Raw genomic sequence first — 16,595 nt, forward strand, 5'->3', positions numbered from 1 at the left:
CCAGCCCCGGACAAGGAGACCAGTCGTGATCACCGTGGACTCGCCGGTGCAGACCGTGCTGGGCGATGCCAAGAAGAAGACCGTCGACGCCGTCGTCGAGGGCCTCGGTCTGCGCACGGTGGGCGACCTGTTGCGCCACTTCCCCCGCAAGTACGTCAAGACCGGCGAGCTCTCCGAGGTCGACGCCCTGCACGAGGGGGAGATGCTGGTCGTGGTGGGCCGCGTCGGCGAGAGCCGGCGCCGCACCTACACCGACCGGCGCACCAACCGTCGCGCGTTCCGCGTCGAGGCGGTCCTCGAGACCGACGGTCCGCCGCTGTCGATGACCTTCTTCGCCAAGTCCGAGCACATCGCGTCCTGGCACGAGCGACGCCTCACCGCGGGTCGACGCGGGATCTTCCAGGGCAAGGTCGGGCGGTTCCGCGACACCTGGCAGCTCACCAACCCGCAGATGGTGCTCATGGGCACCCCCGGCGAGGACGCCGCCCAGCTCGCCCTGGAGACCCTCGGCGACCTCTACCCGATCTACCCCCTCACCGCGAACGTCGAGTCCTGGGACCTCCAGCGCGCGATCTCCTTCGCCCTCTCCGTCGTCGACGACCTCCCCGAGCTGCTCCCCGGCGGGCTGCGCGAGCGCGAGGGACTGCTCGACGTGCGGCAGGCGCTCGAGTGGGTGCACCACCCCGAGGACCGCGGCCAGGTCACCCGGGCCCTGCAGCGGTTCCGCTTCGAGGAGGCGCTGACCACCCAGCTGGTGCTCGCGCGCCGTCGCCGGGCGCTGCACGCGCAGGGCGCCCGACCGCGCACCGGGGGCGGGGGACTGCTGGCGGCCTTCGACGAGCGGCTGCCCTTCGAGCTGACCGGCGGTCAGCAGCAGGTGGGCGCGGAGATCGAGGCCGACCTGGCCCGCCCGCACCCGATGAACCGGCTGCTCCAGGGCGAGGTCGGCTCGGGCAAGACGCTCGTGGCGCTGCGCGCGATGCTGCGCGTGGTCGACTCCGGTGGCCAGGCCGCGCTCCTGGCGCCCACCGAGGTCCTTGCCCAGCAGCACCACCGCTCGCTCAGCGCCATGCTCGGCGACCTCGCGGGCGGTGGGATGCTCGGCGGGCACCCGGAGGCGACCACCCTGGAGCTGCTGACCGGGTCGATGACCAGGGCGCAGCGCACCGAGCCGCTGCTGCGGCTCGCCTCCGGCGAGGCGGGCCTGGTCGTCGGCACCCACGCCCTGCTCGAGGACGTCGTCCAGTTCGCCGACCTCGGCCTGGTCGTGGTCGACGAGCAGCACCGCTTCGGCGTCGAGCAGCGGGCGGCGCTGACGGACAAGGCGGGCACCCCGCCGCACGTCCTGGTGATGACCGCGACGCCGATCCCGCGCACGGTCGCGATGACCGTCTTCGGCGACCTGGAGACCTCCACGCTCTCCGAGCTCCCGGCCGGCCGCGCACCCATCCAGACGACCGTGGTCCCGCTCGCGGACGCCCCGCACTGGATCGAGCGGGTCTGGCAGCGCGCCCGCGAGGAGGTGGAGAAGGGCCATCAGGTCTACGTCGTCTGCCCGCGCATCTCCGGCGACGTCACCGAGCAGGGGGAGGGCGACGCCCCCGCCGTCGAGGGGGAGACGCGGCCGCAGCGTCCGCTGGCCGCTGTCGAGGAGGTCGCCGCCGAGCTGGCCGAGGGCCCGCTCGCCGGGCTGCGCGTCGGGCTCCTGCACGGGGGGCTGCCGGCGGAGGAGAAGGATCGCACCATGCGCGCCTTCGCCGCCGGTGAGCTCGACGTGCTGGTCTCCACCACCGTCATCGAGGTCGGCGTCGACGTCGCCAACGCCACGACCATGGTGCTGCTCGACGCCGACCGGTTCGGTGTCTCCCAGCTCCACCAGCTCCGCGGCCGGGTCGGCCGAGGCGGCCTGCCCGGCCTCTGCCTGCTCGTGAGCCACGCCGAGGTCGGCAGTCCCGCTCGGGAGCGGCTCGACGCGGTCGCCTCGACCACCGACGGCTTCGAGCTCAGTCGCGTCGACCTCGAGCAGCGGCGCGAGGGCGACGTGCTCGGCGCCTCCCAGTCCGGCTTCACCTCCAGCCTGCGCGACCTGCGGGTCCTGCGCGACGAGAAGACGATCCTGCACGCCCGCGAGGTCTCCTCACGGATCCTGGACGAGGACCCCGACCTCGACTCGCTGCCGTTGGTCCGTGACCTCGTGCTCGACCTCGAGGAGTCGGTGCGCGCGGAGTTCGCCACCCGCTCCTGATCGGGACCCGGCGGCTGCGCCCCTAGGGTGTGGACCATGACGCGGATCATCGGCGGCAGTGCGGGAGGACGACGCCTCGAGACGCCGAAGGGGGACGCCACCAGGCCGACGAGCGACCGGGTCCGCGAGGCGCTCTTCTCCGCGGTGGAGTCCTGGTGCGGCACCCTCTCCGGGCTCCGCGTCCTCGACCTGTACGCCGGCTCCGGGGCGCTCGGCTTGGAGGCGTGCAGCCGCGGCGCGTCCCACGCGCTGCTGGTCGAGAAGGACCGACGCACGGCCGCGGTGATCTCCACGAACGCCCGGACCCTGGGCCTGAGCGGCGCCCGGGTGGTGACCGGGGCGGTCCGCACGGTGCTCTCGGCCGCCCCTGAGCAGCCCTACGACCTCGTGCTGGCCGACCCGCCGTACCCCCTGGACGACGACGAAATCGAGGCCGACCTGGCCGCCCTCGTCGAGCACCGGTGGCTGGCACCGGACGCCCTGGTCGTGGTGGAGCGCGGCCGGCGCAGTCCCGAGCCCGCGTGGCCGGTCGGGTTCACCGGGCAGCGCCGCCGCAAGTACGGTGAGACGACCCTGTGGTCGGCCGAGTGGCCCGGCCCGTCAGCCCAGCCGGAGGAGTAGCGCGTGCGCCGAGCCGTCTGCCCGGGGTCCTTCGACCCGGTCACCAACGGACACCTCGACATCGTGGGGCGGGCCGCCTCCCTCTTCGACGAGGTCGTCGTCGCGGTCGGTGTCAACAAGTCCAAGTCGAGCAGCCGACTGTTCTCCTCCGACGAGCGGATGGACATGCTGCGCCGGGCCTGCGCGCCGTGGGCCAACGTCCGGGTGGAGGGCTTCACCGGGCTGCTCACCGACTTCTGCGTCGAGCACGACATCCAGGCCATCGTGAAGGGCCTGCGGGCGGTCAGCGACTTCGACTACGAGCTGCAGATGGCGCAGATGAACGCCTCGCTCACCGACGTCGAGACCGTGTTCGTCCCCACGAGCCCCGAGTGGTCCTTCCTGGCCAGCAGCCTGGTCAAGGAGGTGGCGACCTACGGCGGCGACGTGTCGACCCTGGTCCCCGACTTCGTCCACGAGCGTCTGGCTGAGAGGATCGCCGAGAACGCCGCACGCAACGCCGCGCGGGGCTGACCGCACCACGGTCCCCGGGGGAGCCAGCTCCACCGCTGACCTGCCCCGACGTCGTTTTGTCGCCCACCCGCACGACGGTTACGCTTCTACGCGATCTGTTGTGCCCGGACCCGGAAGTGATCACCTGACCAGCCTGGACCCGAGAGCGCCGCTCGTGCTCGACACCCGCGAGCTCGGCCGCCGCCCGGGGTCCCAGCGTGAGGTGTCACGGACGGTGCCGGCCCCAGCGGATCTGGGCATCGACGTCCTCCGTGTCCCCGAGGGCTCGCCGGTCGAGATGGACCTGCGGCTCGAGGCGGTCATGGAGGGAGTGCTGGTGACGGGCACGGCGCGAGCCGCGCTCGAGGGTGAGTGCGCACGGTGCCTGGAGCCCATCGACGACGACGTCGAGGTGCGGTTCCAGGAGCTGTACGTCTACGCCGAGCACCAGACCTCCCACGACGAGGACGACGAGGTCAGCAGGCTGCAGGACGACCTGGTCGACCTGGAGCCGCAGCTGAGGGACGCGGTGGTGCTGGAGCTGCCGTTCCAGCCCATGTGTGAGCCGGACTGCCCCGGTCTGTGCCCCGAGTGCGGGGCGCGACTGGCCGAGGACCCGGACCACGCGCACGAGGCACCGATCGACCCCCGGTGGGCCGGTCTCGCGGGCCTCCAGCAGGACCAGCAGGACCCAGACCAGCAGTAGTCGGCCCCGCCAGCGCAGGGTCGGCCAGCAGAGCCCGACAAGCAGAGCTGGGCCGGACCTCCCGGCCCCGGTACAAGGAGAGAACAGTGGCTGTCCCGAAGCGGAAGATGTCGCGCAGCAACACCCGGCACCGTCGTTCGGCCTGGAAGACCAGCGCCCCGACCCTGGTGACCTGCGCGAACCCCGCGTGTGGTGCCAAGCACCTCCCGCACCGCGCGTGCGGCGAGTGCGGCCAGTACGGCGCCCGGTCCGACCGTCGTCAGGTCCTCTGAGCGGCCCTGCTGCCCTGACCGGCACCATCGACGACTACAGCGGGCTGCGCTCGGCGCTCGGGGACCCGGAGCTGGACCCCGAGCTGCTCGAGCGCGCCCTCACGCATCGGTCCTACGCCTACGAGAACGGCGGCCTGCCGACCAACGAGCGCCTGGAGTTCCTGGGTGACTCGGTGCTCGGCGTCGTCGTGACCGAGACGCTCTACCGCACCCACCCCGACCTCTCCGAGGGACGGCTGGCCAAGCTGCGGGCCGCGGTGGTCAACGCGCGCGCTCTCGCCGAGGTCGGCCGCAGCATCGGGCTGGGTGAGCACGTCAAGCTCGGCCGCGGCGAGGAGGCCACGGGCGGGCGCAACAAGGCCTCGATCCTCTCCGACACCGTCGAGGCGGTCATCGGGGCGGTGCACCTCTCCGGCGGAGGCATGCAGACCTCCGCCGAGGTGGTCCACCGGCTCTTCGACCCCCTCATCGAGGCCGCCTCGGCCATGGGCGCCGGGCTGGACTGGAAGACCTCCCTGCAGGAGCTCTCCGCCGAGCACGGTCTCGGCGTCCCGGAGTACGTCATCGAGGACTCCGGGCCCGACCACATGAAGACCTTCACCGCCAAGGTCCGCGTCGGCGAGCAGCTCTACGGCAACGGCAGCGGCCGGTCGAAGAAGGAGGCCGAGCAGGCTGCCGCCGAGACCGCGTACGGCGAGATCGTCGGCCAGCTCGGCACCACCTCCGGCGACACCGCGAGCGCCGCCGGCAGCGACTGAGCCGCGGTGCCCGAGCTCCCCGAGGTCGAGGTCGTCCGCGCCGGCCTCGAGCGCCACGTGGTCGGCGCCCGCGTCGTCGCCGTCGACGTCCTCCACGAACGCCCCGTACGCCGGGACCCGCGCGGTCCCGAGGGCTTCGCGCTCGCGCTGGCCGGCCGGACGATCACCGGCGCCAGCCGCCGCGGCAAGTACCTCTGGCTGCCCCTCGACGACGGCGACGCGCTGCTGTGCCACCTCGGGATGAGCGGCCAGATGCTGGTCCAGCCGGCCGACGCCGAGCCCGAGAAGCACCTGCGCGTGCGTCTGCGCCTCGACGGCGCCGCCGAGGGTCGGCACCTGCACTTCGTGGACCAGCGGATGTTCGGCGGGCTGATGGTCTCGACGGGGGGAGCGGTGCTGCCCCCCGAGATCGCCCACATCGGCCGGGACCCGCTCGACCCGCTCTTCGACCTCGACGATGTGGTGGCCCGGGTGCGTCGTCGCGGCTCTGCGATCAAGCGGCAGCTGCTCGACCAGGACCTCGTCTCGGGCATCGGCAACATCTACGCCGACGAGGCGCTGTGGCGGGCGCGCATCCACGGGGAGCGGCCCGGCGACCGCCTCACCCGGGCCCAGGTCGTCGAGCTGCTCGGCCACGCGCGCGACGTGATGCTCGACGCGCTGGCCCAGGGCGGCACGTCCTTCGACGCGCTCTACGTCAACGTCAACGGGGAGTCGGGCTACTTCGACCGCTCGTTGCACGCCTACGGCCGCGAGGGGGAGCCCTGCGACCGGTGCGGGCGGGCAGTACGGCGCGTGGCGTTCATGAACCGATCGTCGTACTTCTGCCCGGGCTGCCAGCCGGTGCCTCGGGCCACCCGGCGTTCCCCTCGTTGAGAGGGTCGGGGCTGAGCACTAGCACACCGGTCCAGCCGCGTGCTGCGCGGGTTTGACCGGACGCCTGTCCAGTGCGATTCTGATAGACGGCCCGGATCACGGGTCGTCCCCTCCCACCTCCTCCGGAAGGTCCTCCTCATGGCCAAGGCGCTGATCGGCTACCTGAACAGCGACCTGCGGGATCCCCGTCTCGCCGCGGACAACGCGCGACTGCGCAACCGCGTCAGCGAGCTCGAGGCCCTCGTGACGAAGCTCTCCGCCGAGAACGACCGGCTCGTGGCCGCCCAGGCCGCCGACCTGATCGCCCCGCTGGAGCCTCGCCAGGAGATGCAGCCCGCCTGAACGCCGCGCCCCTCGGGGCGTGACCGCGACGCCACGCACGGCGCCGCACCCGCGACGGCGTACGCCGCTTCGTGCTCATCGGTGTCGACCTGGTCGCTGCGGCCCCGACCGACCCCCAGCACGTCAACGTCGGGGGCGGCGAGCTGATCGTCGTCGACGTCACCGACCCGACCGACCCTGCGATCACGGCCCGTGCGGAGGGACTCACCAGCACCCACGCCGTCGCCTGCGTCGACGGTGCTCGGTGCCGCTACGCCTGCTCCGCCGGAAACTCCGGCAGTGGCACCTTCTCCGTCTTCGACCTGCGCGACCTCGACGCCCCCGTCGAGCTGGACGGGGATCGACGTACCGAGGGCCTGCAGGCGTTCCCCTCGCCCACGGCGGGGCACAAGTGGAACTTCGACGCCGCGGGCGTCGGCACCCACACCGGCTTCGACGGCGCGTCGATGTGGTCGACGAGGAAGCCGGGCCGCCCGCGCCTGCTCGGCACCACCGGGGCAGCCGGCGCCGGTGAGGACCCTGCCCTCGAGGGGTGGAACGACTTCATCCTGCACAACTCCTTCCGCCCCCACGCCAAGCGCTTCAAGCCGAACCGCAAACCCTCACTCAAGCGCGGCAACGTCCTGCTCGTCACCGAAGAGGACTACGAGCAGACCGACTGCAGCCTGGCCGGTTTCTTCCAGACCTGGTGGGTCAAGCGGCTGAACGGCAAGCCGGGGAGCATCGTGCCGCTGGACAAGGTCGAGCTCTCCGACCTCGGCACCTACCCGCTGCCCGTCGGTGCGTTCTGCTCCAGCCACTGGTTCGACTACCGCCCCGGCGGCCTCGTGGCCGTGGGCTTCTACGGCGGCGGCACCCAGATCCTCGACGTCAGCGACCCGCGCGAGACCACCTCCCACGCCAGCGCGGTGTGGGGTGCCTCGGAGGTCTGGGACGCCATGTGGGTCCCGGTCTACAAGAACGGCAAGCAGACCCAGCGCCGCACCAGCATCGTCTACGCCATCGACCTGCTGCGTGGTCTCGACGTGTACGCCGTGGACGTCACCGGCCACGGTGCCGGCTCGTCGATGCGGCTGGCCTCCTCGGTCGCGGTGCCGCAGCGATTGGGTGGCAGCGCCACGCCACTGGCACTGGTCGGTGCGGCCGTGGTGATGGTGCTCGGCGTCGGTCGCCTGCGGCGCCGTCCGACCCCCGCCTGAGCATGTCCGTGAGACCCGCCGACCCGGCGTATCAATACGCCGGCTCGACGCGGGATGGGTCGATGTGCAGCCAGGCGTGGCCCATGACCCACCGAGAAACTCGGAGGCGCCACGGAGTCGCGCGGACTAGCCTCCCGACCTCGTGAGGACCACCCCGGGCGTCGTACGTCGAGCAGCGGGCCGGGTCGGCGAGATCGCTGCTCCGGCCCGGCTGGGCACCGACTTCCGGTGGCTGCTGTCCTCGGTGTGGACCGGCAACCTCGGTGACGGGCTGGCCATCGCGGCGGGCCCGCTGCTGGTGGCCCAGCAGACCGACTCGCCGTTCCTGATCGCGCTGGCGGCGACCCTGCAGTGGCTGCCCAAGCTGCTCTTCGCGCTGCCCGCGGGCGTGGTCACCGACCGGCTCGACCGGCGGTTGCTGGTCATCGGTGTCGACGTGGTCCGGGTCGCGGTCCTCGGGCTGCTGGTCGCGAGCATCGTCACGGGCACCGTGTCGATCGGCGTGGTGCTGGTGGCGCTGTTCCTCCTCGGGACGGCGGAGACCTTCGCCGACAACGCCTCCGGGACGTTGCTCCCGATGCTGGTGCACCGCGACGACCTCGCGGTCGGCAACGCGCGCATACAGACCGGCTTCATCACCGTCAACCAGCTGGCCGGTCCGCCCCTGGGGGCCGCGCTGTTCGCGGCCGGCACCACGCTGCCCTTCGTCGCGCAGGGTGTGCTGCTCCTCGCCGCGGTCGCCACGATCGCGCGGGTCCGGCTGCCGGCCCACGGCCGCGACGAGGCTGCGGGCACGCGCGTCCTCCACGAGGTGGTCGAGGGCTTCCGGTGGGTCGCCCACCACGCCGCGGTCCGCACCCTGGTGCTGACCCTGATGATCTTCAACCTCACCTTCGGTGCCGCCTGGTCGGTGCTCGTCCTCTACGCCACCGAGCGGCTGGGCCTGCACGCGGTCGGGTTCGGGCTGATCACCACCGTGGGAGCCGTGGGCGGGCTGATCGGCACGGCGTCGTACGGCTGGATCACCCGGCGCGTGAGCCTCGGCGACCTGATGCGCATCGGCCTGGTCGTGGAGACCCTCACGCACCTGGGGCTGGCGCTGACCACCGAGCCCGCGGTGGCCCTGGCGATCTTCTTCGTCTTCGGGGCGCACGCCTTCATCTGGGGCACCACCTCGATCACCGTCCAGCAGCGGGCGGTGCCCACGCGCCTGCAGGGCCGGGTGTCCAGCGTCAACCTCGTCGGCTGCTTCGGTGGCCTGGTCCTCGGCGGCCTGCTGGGGGGTGCGCTGGCGCAGACGTACGGCGTCACCGCACCGTTCTGGTTCGCCTTCGGCGGGTCCGCGGTCTTCCTGGTGCTGCTGTGGGGCCAGCTCTCCCACATCGCCCACGCCGACGAGCAGCCCCAGGACCAGGCCCCGGCGGGAGTAGGGTGAGCGCGCCGAGCGCCCCCTGAGGGTCCGGCGCCCGACCAGCAGCCGCCCACCCACCCACCAGCCAGTCCACGGGGAAGGTCCCGCGTTGTACCTGAAGAGCCTGACCCTCAAGGGGTTCAAGTCCTTCGCGTCCTCCACGACGCTGCAGCTCGAGCCGGGCATCACCTGCATCGTCGGGCCCAACGGCTCGGGCAAGTCCAACGTCGTCGACGCCCTGGCCTGGGTGATGGGCGAGGCGAGCGCCAAGAGCCTGCGCGGCGGCAAGATGGACGACGTCATCTTCGCCGGCACCTCCGGCCGCCCGCCCCTGGGCCGGGCCGAGGTCCTGCTCACCATCGACAACACCGATGGCGCGCTGCCCATCGAGTACGCCGAGGTGACGATCAGTCGCACGATGTTCCGCTCCGGCGGCTCGGAGTACGCCATCAACTCCCAACCTTGCCGGTTGCTGGACGTGCAGGAGCTGCTCAGTGACTCCGGCATCGGGCGCGAGATGCACGTCATCGTCGGGCAGGGGCAGCTCGACACGATCCTGCACGCCACGCCGGAGGACCGCCGCGGCTTCATCGAGGAGGCCGCGGGCGTCCTCAAGCACCGCAAGCGCAAGGAGAAGGCGCTGCGCAAGCTCGACGCGTGCGAGGGCAACCTCACGCGTCTGAACGACCTGCTCACCGAGATCCGCCGCCAGCTCAAGCCGCTGGGCCGCCAGGCCGAGGTGGCCCGGCGCGCCGCGACGGTCCAGGCCGACGTGCGCGACGCCCGGGCCCGCCTGCTCGCCGACGACCTGGTCACTGCGCGACTCGCGCTGGAGCAGGAGATGGCCGACGAGTCGGTCCTCTTGGCCCGCCGGGAGGAGGTCGAGGCTGCCATCGCCGCGGCCCGGGAGAGCGAGGCCGCCCTGGAGGCGGCGCTGCGTGAGGACCTGCCGGCGCTGTCGGCGGCCCAGGACACCTGGTACTCCCTCTCCGGCCTGCGCGAGCGTCTGCGCGGCACCCAGTCGCTGGCCGCCGAGCGCATCCGCAACGCCGCTGGGAGCAACGTCGTCGAGACGGCCAGCGGTCGCGACCCCGAGGCACTGGAGGCCGAGGCCGACCGGGTCGCCGAGCAGGAGCAGCAGATCGCCGCCGAGGTCGACGCCCACCGCGCCGCCCTCGACGCCGCGGTCACCGCCCGCAAGGCGGCCGAGGACTCAGCGGCCGAGGAGGAGCGCCGCATCTCCGGCCTGCAGCGCGCCGCCGCCGACCGGCGCGAGGGCCTGGCCCGGCTGCACGGACAGGTCAACGCGCTGAAGTCGCGCGCGGCCGGCGCTGACGAGGAGGTCGAGCGGCTGCGTCAGGCGCGCGAGGACGCCCTCGCCCGCGCCGAGAAGGCACAGCTTGCCTTCACCACCCTGGAGACGAAGGTCGCCGGCCTCGACGCCGGCGAGGAGGGTCTCGACGCCGAGCACGAGCAGGCCGCCGCCGCCCTCGACGAGGTCGAGGAGCGGCTGGCCGAGGTCCGCGACCGGGCCCAGCAGGCCGACCGCGACCGGCACAGCCTCACCGCCCGCAAGGACGCCCTGGAGCTGGGCCTGACCCGCAAGGACGGTGCCGGGGCACTGCTCGCCGCCGCCGACGAGGTCGACGGGATCCTCGGCTCGCTGGTCGCCCTGCTCACCGTCCAGCACGGGCACGAGGCCGCGGTGGCCGCTGCACTGGGCGCGGCCGCCGACGCGGTCGCCGTGCGCGACGTCGCCGCCGCGCTCGCGGCGCTGGGCCACCTCGAGGGCCACGAGCTCGGTCGGGCCGCCCTGCTGCTGGCCGACGGCCCGACCCCGCCCGGCACGGTGGAGCGGCCGGCCCTGCCCGAGGGGGCGACCTGGGCCCTCGACGTCATCGACTGCCCCGGTGAGCTGCGTGCGGGCCTCGCGACCCTCCTGGACCGTGTCGCGCTGGTCGCGGACCTCGCGGCCGCCCGGTCCCTGGTCGAGGCCGAGCCGTCGCTCACCGCCGTCACTGCGACCGGCGACGTGCTCGGCGCGCGGTACGCCGCCGGCGGGTCCGGTCAGCAGCAGAGCCTGCTGGAGATCCAGGCGGCCGTCGAGGAGGCCGAGGCGGCTCTCGCCGAGGCGGTCGCCACCGGGGAGCGGGCCGCTTTCGAGACCAGCCGGCTGGAGGCCGAGCGGCACGAGGCGACCAAGCGCGTGGACGTGGCGCTGGCGCGCCTGCACGAGTCCGACGCCACCCTCGCCGCCGTCGCCGAGGAGCTCGGGCAGCACGGGTCCCAGGCCCGGGCCGCGCGGGGCGAGGCCGAGCGGCTCGAGCAGGCCATCGCGAAGGCCGAAGAGGCACGGGTCCAGGCGGTCGCCGGGCTCGCGGAGCTCGAGGAGCGGTTGGCCGCGGCCGAGGAGACCCCCGAGGAGGAGCCGGACCCCGGCGTACGCGAGGAGCTCGCGGAGCGTGCCCGCGACGCCCGGCAGGCCGAGATGGACGCCCGGCTGGCGCTGCGCACGTCCGAGGAGCGGGCCAGGGCGCTGCACGGTCGCGCCGACGGGCTGCGCCGCAGCGCCGCGAAGGAGCGCGAGCAGCGCGCCCAGGCCGCGGCCCGCCGGGAGCGGGTCCTGCGGGAGGGGCGTGCCGCCGAGGCGGTCTCCGCGGCGGTCGGCTTCGTGCTGCATCGCCTGGAGACCTCGATCCAGCAGGCGGCCGACGCCCGCGCCGAGGTCGAGGAGGCCCGGCGAGGCCGCGAGGAGCAGCTGCGGACCGTGCGCGGCCAGCTGCGGGACCTGGCCAAGGAGCACGAGGAGCTCGTCTCCTCGGTGCACCGCGACGAGGTCGCCCGCACCCAGCAGCGGATGCGCATCGAGCAGCTGGAGAACCGCACCCTGGAGGAGCTGGGCCTCGAGCCCGACGCACTGGTCGCCGACTACGGACCCGACCAGCTGGTGCCGGTGCAGGGCGATCAGGACGGCGCCACCACCGAGGGTGAGGGGGAGGACGACGCGGCCCCAGAGGCGGTCCCCTTCGTCCGTGACGAGCAGGTCAAGCGGCTCAAGGCCGCCGAGCGTGCCCTCTCGATGCTCGGCAAGGTCAACCCGTTGGCGCTCGAGGAGTTCTCCGCGCTCGAGGAGCGCCACCAGTTCCTCTCCGAGCAGCTCGACGACCTGCGGCGCACCCGCAAGGACCTCCTCGAGATCGTCAAGGACGTCGACGACCGCGTCGAGCAGGTCTTCCGCGAGGCCTACGCCGACGTCGAGAAGGCCTTCGACGCCACCTTCGCCCGGCTCTTCCCGGGCGGTGAGGGGCGCCTGGTCCTCACCGACCCCTCCGACATGCTCACCACGGGCGTCGAGGTCGAGGCGCGTCCTCCCGGCAAGAAGGTCAAGCGGCTCTCGCTGCTCTCCGGCGGCGAGCGGTCCCTGGTCGCCGTGGCGTTCCTCGTCGCGCTCTTCAAGGCCCGTCCCAGTCCGTTCTACATCCTCGACGAGGTGGAGGCGGCGCTCGACGACACCAACCTCGGGCGTCTGCTGGAGATCTACGAGGAGCTGCGCGAGAACTCCCAGCTGCTCGTCATCACCCACCAGAAGCGCACCATGGAGGTCGGCGACGCCCTCTACGGCGTCACGATGCGCGGCGACGGGGTCTCCGCGGTCATCAGCCAGCGCCTGCGCGACACCGAGCCGGCCTGACCGGGCCGACCAGCCCGGACCACCCACGAGCACGAGAGGCGCCGTCCCATGCCCCGTCCCCGCCCCACCCGTGACGAGTACGTCGCCTGGCGCACCGTGACCACCCGTTGGCGTGACGACGACGCCTACGGCCACCTCAACAACGCGACGTACTACGAGCTCTTCGACACCGCGGTGAACGCCCACCTCTACGAGGCGACCGGCGTCGACGTGCGCAAGCTCCCGCAGATTGGCGTGGTGGCGGAGACCTCGTGCCAGTACTTCCGCGAGATCGGGTTCCCCGAGCCCATCGAGATGGGCATGGTCTGCGACCGTCTCGGCACCTCCTCGGCGATCTACCGGATCGGCCTCTTCCAGGGGGACGGTGACGAGGCGGCCGCGGAGGGGCGCTTCGTGCACGTGTACGTCGACAACACCGACCCCGCCCGCCCCGTGACCCCGATGCCGGACGTGATCCGCGCCGCAGTCGCCCCGCTCGTGCGCGGGGAGGAGCCGTCCTGACCGGACCTGTGGCACGGTGGCCGGTGTGCTGACCATCCTCATCGCCATGCTCGGGATCGTGGTGATCGCCGGCCTCGTGCTGTTCTACGTGGCCTTCCCGCACCGGGGCGAGACGCCGACGAACGGTGAGTGGCTCGGGTCCGCGATGACCCGGGCCGCCGACCGTCTGCCCACCCTCGACGAGACCGACGGCGACGCCGCCGTCCGGCCGCGCCCGGAGCCGGACCCCCGCACCTGACCGGCACCTGACCCGCACCTGACCCGCACGTGAACCGTGCCTGCCCGGTGCTCGGCCGGGGATCGCCGCCCGGGAGGACCCGCCGGTTCCTGACGGTCCCCGGGCCGGTGGTTGGATGGCGCCCATGGACTCCGTCGCCCTGCTGATCCTGCTCGTCGCCCTGGCCGGCGTCGCCCTCGTGGCGGTCGTCGTCGGGCTCGTGGTCACCGGACGGCGCAAGCCGGCGCCCCGAGGCCCCGACCGAGCTGAGTGCGCCGCCGGCGACGCTGGAGCCGGAGGTCGAGCCCGGGGTCGAGGAGCCGGCGGCGCCGGTGCTCGAGCGGCCGGAGGGCACCGCCTCGCGGCTCGTGCGGCTGCGCCAGCGCCTGGCCGGGTCCCAGGGCACGCTGGGCCGCGGCCTGCTCGCCCTGCTCTCGCGGGACCGTCTCGACGAGGACACGTGGGAGTCCATCGAGGACACCCTGCTCACCGCCGACATCGGCGTGGCGCCCACCCAGGAGCTGGTGGAGCGCCTCCGCACCCGGCTGCGCGTCGAGGGGGAGGGCGATCCCCGCACGGTCCTGCGCGAGGAGCTCGTCGCGCTGGTCGACCCCGACCTCGACCGTCGCCTCCAGGTCAGCGGCGAGGACGGGACCCCCGGCGTCGTGCTGGTCGTGGGTGTCAACGGCGCCGGCAAGACCACCACGGTGGGCAAGATCGCGCGCATCCTCGTCGCCGAGGACCGCAGCGTCGTCCTCGGTGCTGCTGACACCTTCCGCGCTGCGGCGGTCGAGCAGCTGGCCACCTGGGGCGAGCGGGTCGGCGTCGACGTCGTCCGGGGCGAGGAGGGGGCCGACCCCGCCAGCGTCGCCTTCCGAGCCGTCCAGAGCGGTACCGAGCGCGGCGTGGACACCGTCCTGGTGGACACGGCCGGCCGCCTGCAGAACAAGCAGGGCCTGATGGACGAGCTGGGCAAGGTCAAGCGGGTCATCGAGAAGCAGGCGCCGGTCACCGAGGTGCTGCTCGTCCTCGACGCGACCACCGGCCAGAACGGCCTGATCCAGGCCCGCGTCTTCTCCGAGGCCGTCGCGGTCACCGGCATCGTGCTCACCAAGCTCGACGGGTCGGCCAAGGGCGGCATCGTCGTGCAGGTCCAGCGCGAGCTCGGCGTGCCCGTCAAGCTCGTCGGCCTGGGGGAGGGGCCCGACGACCTCGCGCCCTTCGACGCCGGCGCCTTCGTGGACGCGCTGCTCGGCTGAGCCGCGCTTCCACCGCGGCGGTGGGCGCAAACCTCCCGCCCGCTGCCGTCATGCAGATGTAACACAGCGGGCGCACCTGTTGCGTGACCGAAACAACGCGCGCGGAGCGAGGAAACCTCCGGCCTGTTTGGTCGAGTCACGAATGGGGCGGACCCCCTCCCGACAGTGCTGTCGTGCAGCCCTGGGTGCCGTTCCCCCCGTACAGATTCCCCTGGAGGTTTTGTGGACGGCTACTCCGCCTTCATGCTGGTGGCGACAGCCTGGGTCCTGATGATGACCGCACCTGCTCTGGCCCTCTTCTACGGAGGCATGAGCCGGTCGAAGTCAGTGCTCAACATGATGATGATGTCCTACGTGTCGGTCGCCGTGGTCGGCATCGTCTACGTGCTGTGGGGCTGGTCGATGTCGTTCTCGACCGGCATGGCCGGCGGGTTCTTCGCCGACCCGTTCGAGCTGTTCTTCCTCGACGGCCTCGGGGGTGGCGACTACGTCGCCGTCGCCTTCCAGATGACCTTCGCGGTCATCACCGCGGCCCTGATCTCGGGTGCCGTGGCCGACCGCGTCAAGCTCTCGTCGTGGGTCGTCTTCCTTCCGCTGTGGGTCACCTTCAGCTACTTCCCGATCGCCCACATGGTGTGGGGCGGCGGCTTCATCGGTGAGAACTTCCCGGCCCAGGACTACGCGGGCGGCACGGTCGTCCACATCAACGCCGGTGTCGCCGGCCTGGTCCTCGCGCTGATCATCGGTCGCCGCATCGGCTTCGGCAAGGAGCCGATGAAGCCGCACAACCTGCCGCTCACCATGATCGGTGCCGGTCTGCTGTGGTTCGGCTGGTACGGCTTCAACGTCGGCTCGATCGTCTTCTCCGGTTCCACCGAGGAGGAGATCGTCGCGCAGTTCATCGAGGAGACCGGTGTCACCTTCCTGAACACCACCATCGCCACGATGGCCGCGATCATCGGCTGGCTGGTCGTCGAGCGCCTGCTCCACGGCAAGGCCACCTCGCTGGGTGCCGCGTCCGGCATCGTGGCCGGTCTGGTCGCGATCACCCCGGCCTGTGGTGCGGTCGACCTCGAGGGCGCCATCGCCATCGGTGCGATCTCCGGTGCGCTCTGCGCCTGGGCCGTGGGCCTGAAGTTCAAGCTGAACTTCGACGACTCGCTCGACGTCGTCGGCGTGCACCTCGTCGGCGGCATCGTCGGCACCGTGCTGATCGGCTTCTTCTCCTCGGCCAACGCGCCGGGTGGTGTGGACGGCCTGTTCTACGGCGGCGGCGTGGACTCGCTCGTCGACCAGGTGATGGCCGCCCTGATCGCCATCGTGTGGTCCGGTGTCATGACCGCGATCATCGCGCTGGCCATCAAGTACACGATCGGGTGGCGCGTGACCGACGAGGCCGAGGTCGAGGGCATCGACTCCGACCAGCACGGTGAGGGCGCCTACGACCTGCACACCAGCCTGTCCGGTGGTGGCTCCAGCCTGCTCGCGACCAAGACGGAGGCCTGAGAATGAAGCTCGTGACCGCGGTCATCAAGCCGCACAAGTGGGAGGACGTCCGCGAGGCCCTCGAGACCTTCGGCGTCACCGGCATGACCGTCTCGGAGGTCTCCGGGTACGGCCGCCAGAAGGGTCACACCGAGGTCTACCGCGGTGCGGAGTACGACATCGCGCTGGTCCCGAAGATCCGGATCGAGATCGTGGTCGAGGACGACGACGCCGAGGACGTGGTCGGCATCATCGTCAAGACCGCGCAGACCGGTCGGATCGGTGACGGCAAGGTCTGGCTCAGCACCGTCGAGAGCGTGGTCCGCGTGCGGACCGGCGACCGCGACGCTGCGGCCCTGTGAGGCACGGGTCCCTGACCCACGGGCTCTCGAGGGGCCTGAGCAGCACCTGATGACGAGCGGCCCGGCTCTCCCGTCTGGGGGAGTCGGGCCGTTCGCATCCACCGGCGGGGCGGGAGGACGGCACCCGGCCGGTTCCGGCATGATCGTGGGGGCCCACC

15 protein-coding genes and 1 pseudogene are annotated in these 16,595 nt (G+C 72.4%); all 16 read left to right on the forward strand.

Annotated elements, in window-relative coordinates:
- Nucleotides 1–25: 25 nt before the first annotated feature.
- The 16 genes and pseudogenes from A6R01_RS05980 (at nt 26) to A6R01_RS06055 (ending at nt 16,437) form a co-directional block, all read left to right on the forward strand.
- A complete protein-coding gene (locus A6R01_RS05980) occupies nt 26–2,245 on the forward strand; it encodes an ATP-dependent DNA helicase RecG (protein ID WP_292604498.1) in 2,220 nt (739 codons plus the stop codon).
- Between the two features lie 36 nt (nt 2,246–2,281).
- Nucleotides 2,282–2,866, forward strand: a complete 585-nt coding sequence (gene rsmD / locus A6R01_RS05985; RefSeq protein WP_292604500.1) for a 16S rRNA (guanine(966)-N(2))-methyltransferase RsmD — start codon at nt 2,282–2,284, stop codon at nt 2,864–2,866.
- A 3-nt stretch (nt 2,867–2,869) separates the two neighbouring features.
- Nucleotides 2,870–3,379: a pantetheine-phosphate adenylyltransferase gene (coaD, locus tag A6R01_RS05990; protein ID WP_292604502.1), complete on the forward strand. Its 510-nt coding sequence runs from the start codon at nt 2,870–2,872 to the stop codon at nt 3,377–3,379.
- A 154-nt stretch (nt 3,380–3,533) separates the two neighbouring features.
- Complete coding sequence (locus tag A6R01_RS05995) at nt 3,534–4,064, forward strand: YceD family protein (RefSeq protein WP_292604504.1); 531 nt, start codon at nt 3,534–3,536, stop codon at nt 4,062–4,064.
- An 86-nt stretch (nt 4,065–4,150) separates the two neighbouring features.
- A complete protein-coding gene (rpmF, locus tag A6R01_RS06000) occupies nt 4,151–4,336 on the forward strand; it encodes a 50S ribosomal protein L32 (protein ID WP_179531562.1) in 186 nt (61 codons plus the stop codon).
- A 26-nt stretch (nt 4,337–4,362) separates the two neighbouring features.
- Nucleotides 4,363–5,094: a ribonuclease III gene (gene rnc, locus A6R01_RS06005; protein ID WP_292604575.1), complete on the forward strand. Its 732-nt coding sequence runs from the start codon at nt 4,363–4,365 to the stop codon at nt 5,092–5,094.
- A gap of 6 nt (nt 5,095–5,100) precedes the next feature.
- A complete protein-coding gene (gene mutM, locus A6R01_RS06010) occupies nt 5,101–5,970 on the forward strand; it encodes a bifunctional DNA-formamidopyrimidine glycosylase/DNA-(apurinic or apyrimidinic site) lyase (protein WP_292604506.1) in 870 nt (289 codons plus the stop codon).
- A 138-nt stretch (nt 5,971–6,108) separates the two neighbouring features.
- Nucleotides 6,109–6,312 carry a hypothetical protein gene (locus tag A6R01_RS06015; protein WP_292604508.1) on the forward strand — a complete coding sequence of 68 codons (204 nt, stop codon included), beginning with the start codon at nt 6,109–6,111 and terminating at the stop codon, nt 6,310–6,312.
- 71 nt (nt 6,313–6,383) lie between these two features.
- Entirely contained in the window at nt 6,384–7,511 is a 1,128-nt protein-coding gene (locus A6R01_RS06020) for a hypothetical protein (RefSeq protein WP_292604510.1), read from the forward strand.
- A 142-nt stretch (nt 7,512–7,653) separates the two neighbouring features.
- Entirely contained in the window at nt 7,654–8,946 is a 1,293-nt protein-coding gene (locus tag A6R01_RS06025; RefSeq protein WP_292604512.1) for an MFS transporter, read from the forward strand.
- 85 nt (nt 8,947–9,031) lie between these two features.
- A complete protein-coding gene (smc, locus tag A6R01_RS06030) occupies nt 9,032–12,613 on the forward strand; it encodes a chromosome segregation protein SMC (protein ID WP_292604514.1) in 3,582 nt (1,193 codons plus the stop codon).
- A 48-nt stretch (nt 12,614–12,661) separates the two neighbouring features.
- Nucleotides 12,662–13,114 (forward strand): thioesterase family protein, encoded by a 453-nt coding sequence (locus A6R01_RS06035; RefSeq protein ID WP_292604516.1) that lies wholly within the window; start codon nt 12,662–12,664, stop codon nt 13,112–13,114.
- A 25-nt stretch (nt 13,115–13,139) separates the two neighbouring features.
- The gene (locus A6R01_RS06040; RefSeq protein WP_292604518.1) at nt 13,140–13,352 is read left to right on the forward strand and encodes a hypothetical protein; all 213 of its coding nucleotides are present in this window, start codon (nt 13,140–13,142) and stop codon (nt 13,350–13,352) included.
- 124 nt (nt 13,353–13,476) lie between these two features.
- A pseudogene (gene ftsY, locus A6R01_RS06045) lies at nt 13,477–14,590 on the forward strand (signal recognition particle-docking protein FtsY).
- A 222-nt stretch (nt 14,591–14,812) separates the two neighbouring features.
- Nucleotides 14,813–16,096, forward strand: a complete 1,284-nt coding sequence (locus A6R01_RS06050) for an ammonium transporter (RefSeq protein ID WP_292604520.1) — start codon at nt 14,813–14,815, stop codon at nt 16,094–16,096.
- Between the two features lie 2 nt (nt 16,097–16,098).
- Nucleotides 16,099–16,437, forward strand: coding sequence for a P-II family nitrogen regulator (locus A6R01_RS06055; RefSeq protein ID WP_292604522.1), 339 nt, complete (start codon nt 16,099–16,101; stop codon nt 16,435–16,437).
- Nucleotides 16,438–16,595 lie beyond the last annotated feature (158 nt).

The organism is Nocardioides sp. REDSEA-S30_B4 (assembly GCF_001627265.1).
Lineage (GTDB): Bacteria > Actinomycetota > Actinomycetes > Propionibacteriales > Nocardioidaceae > Nocardioides.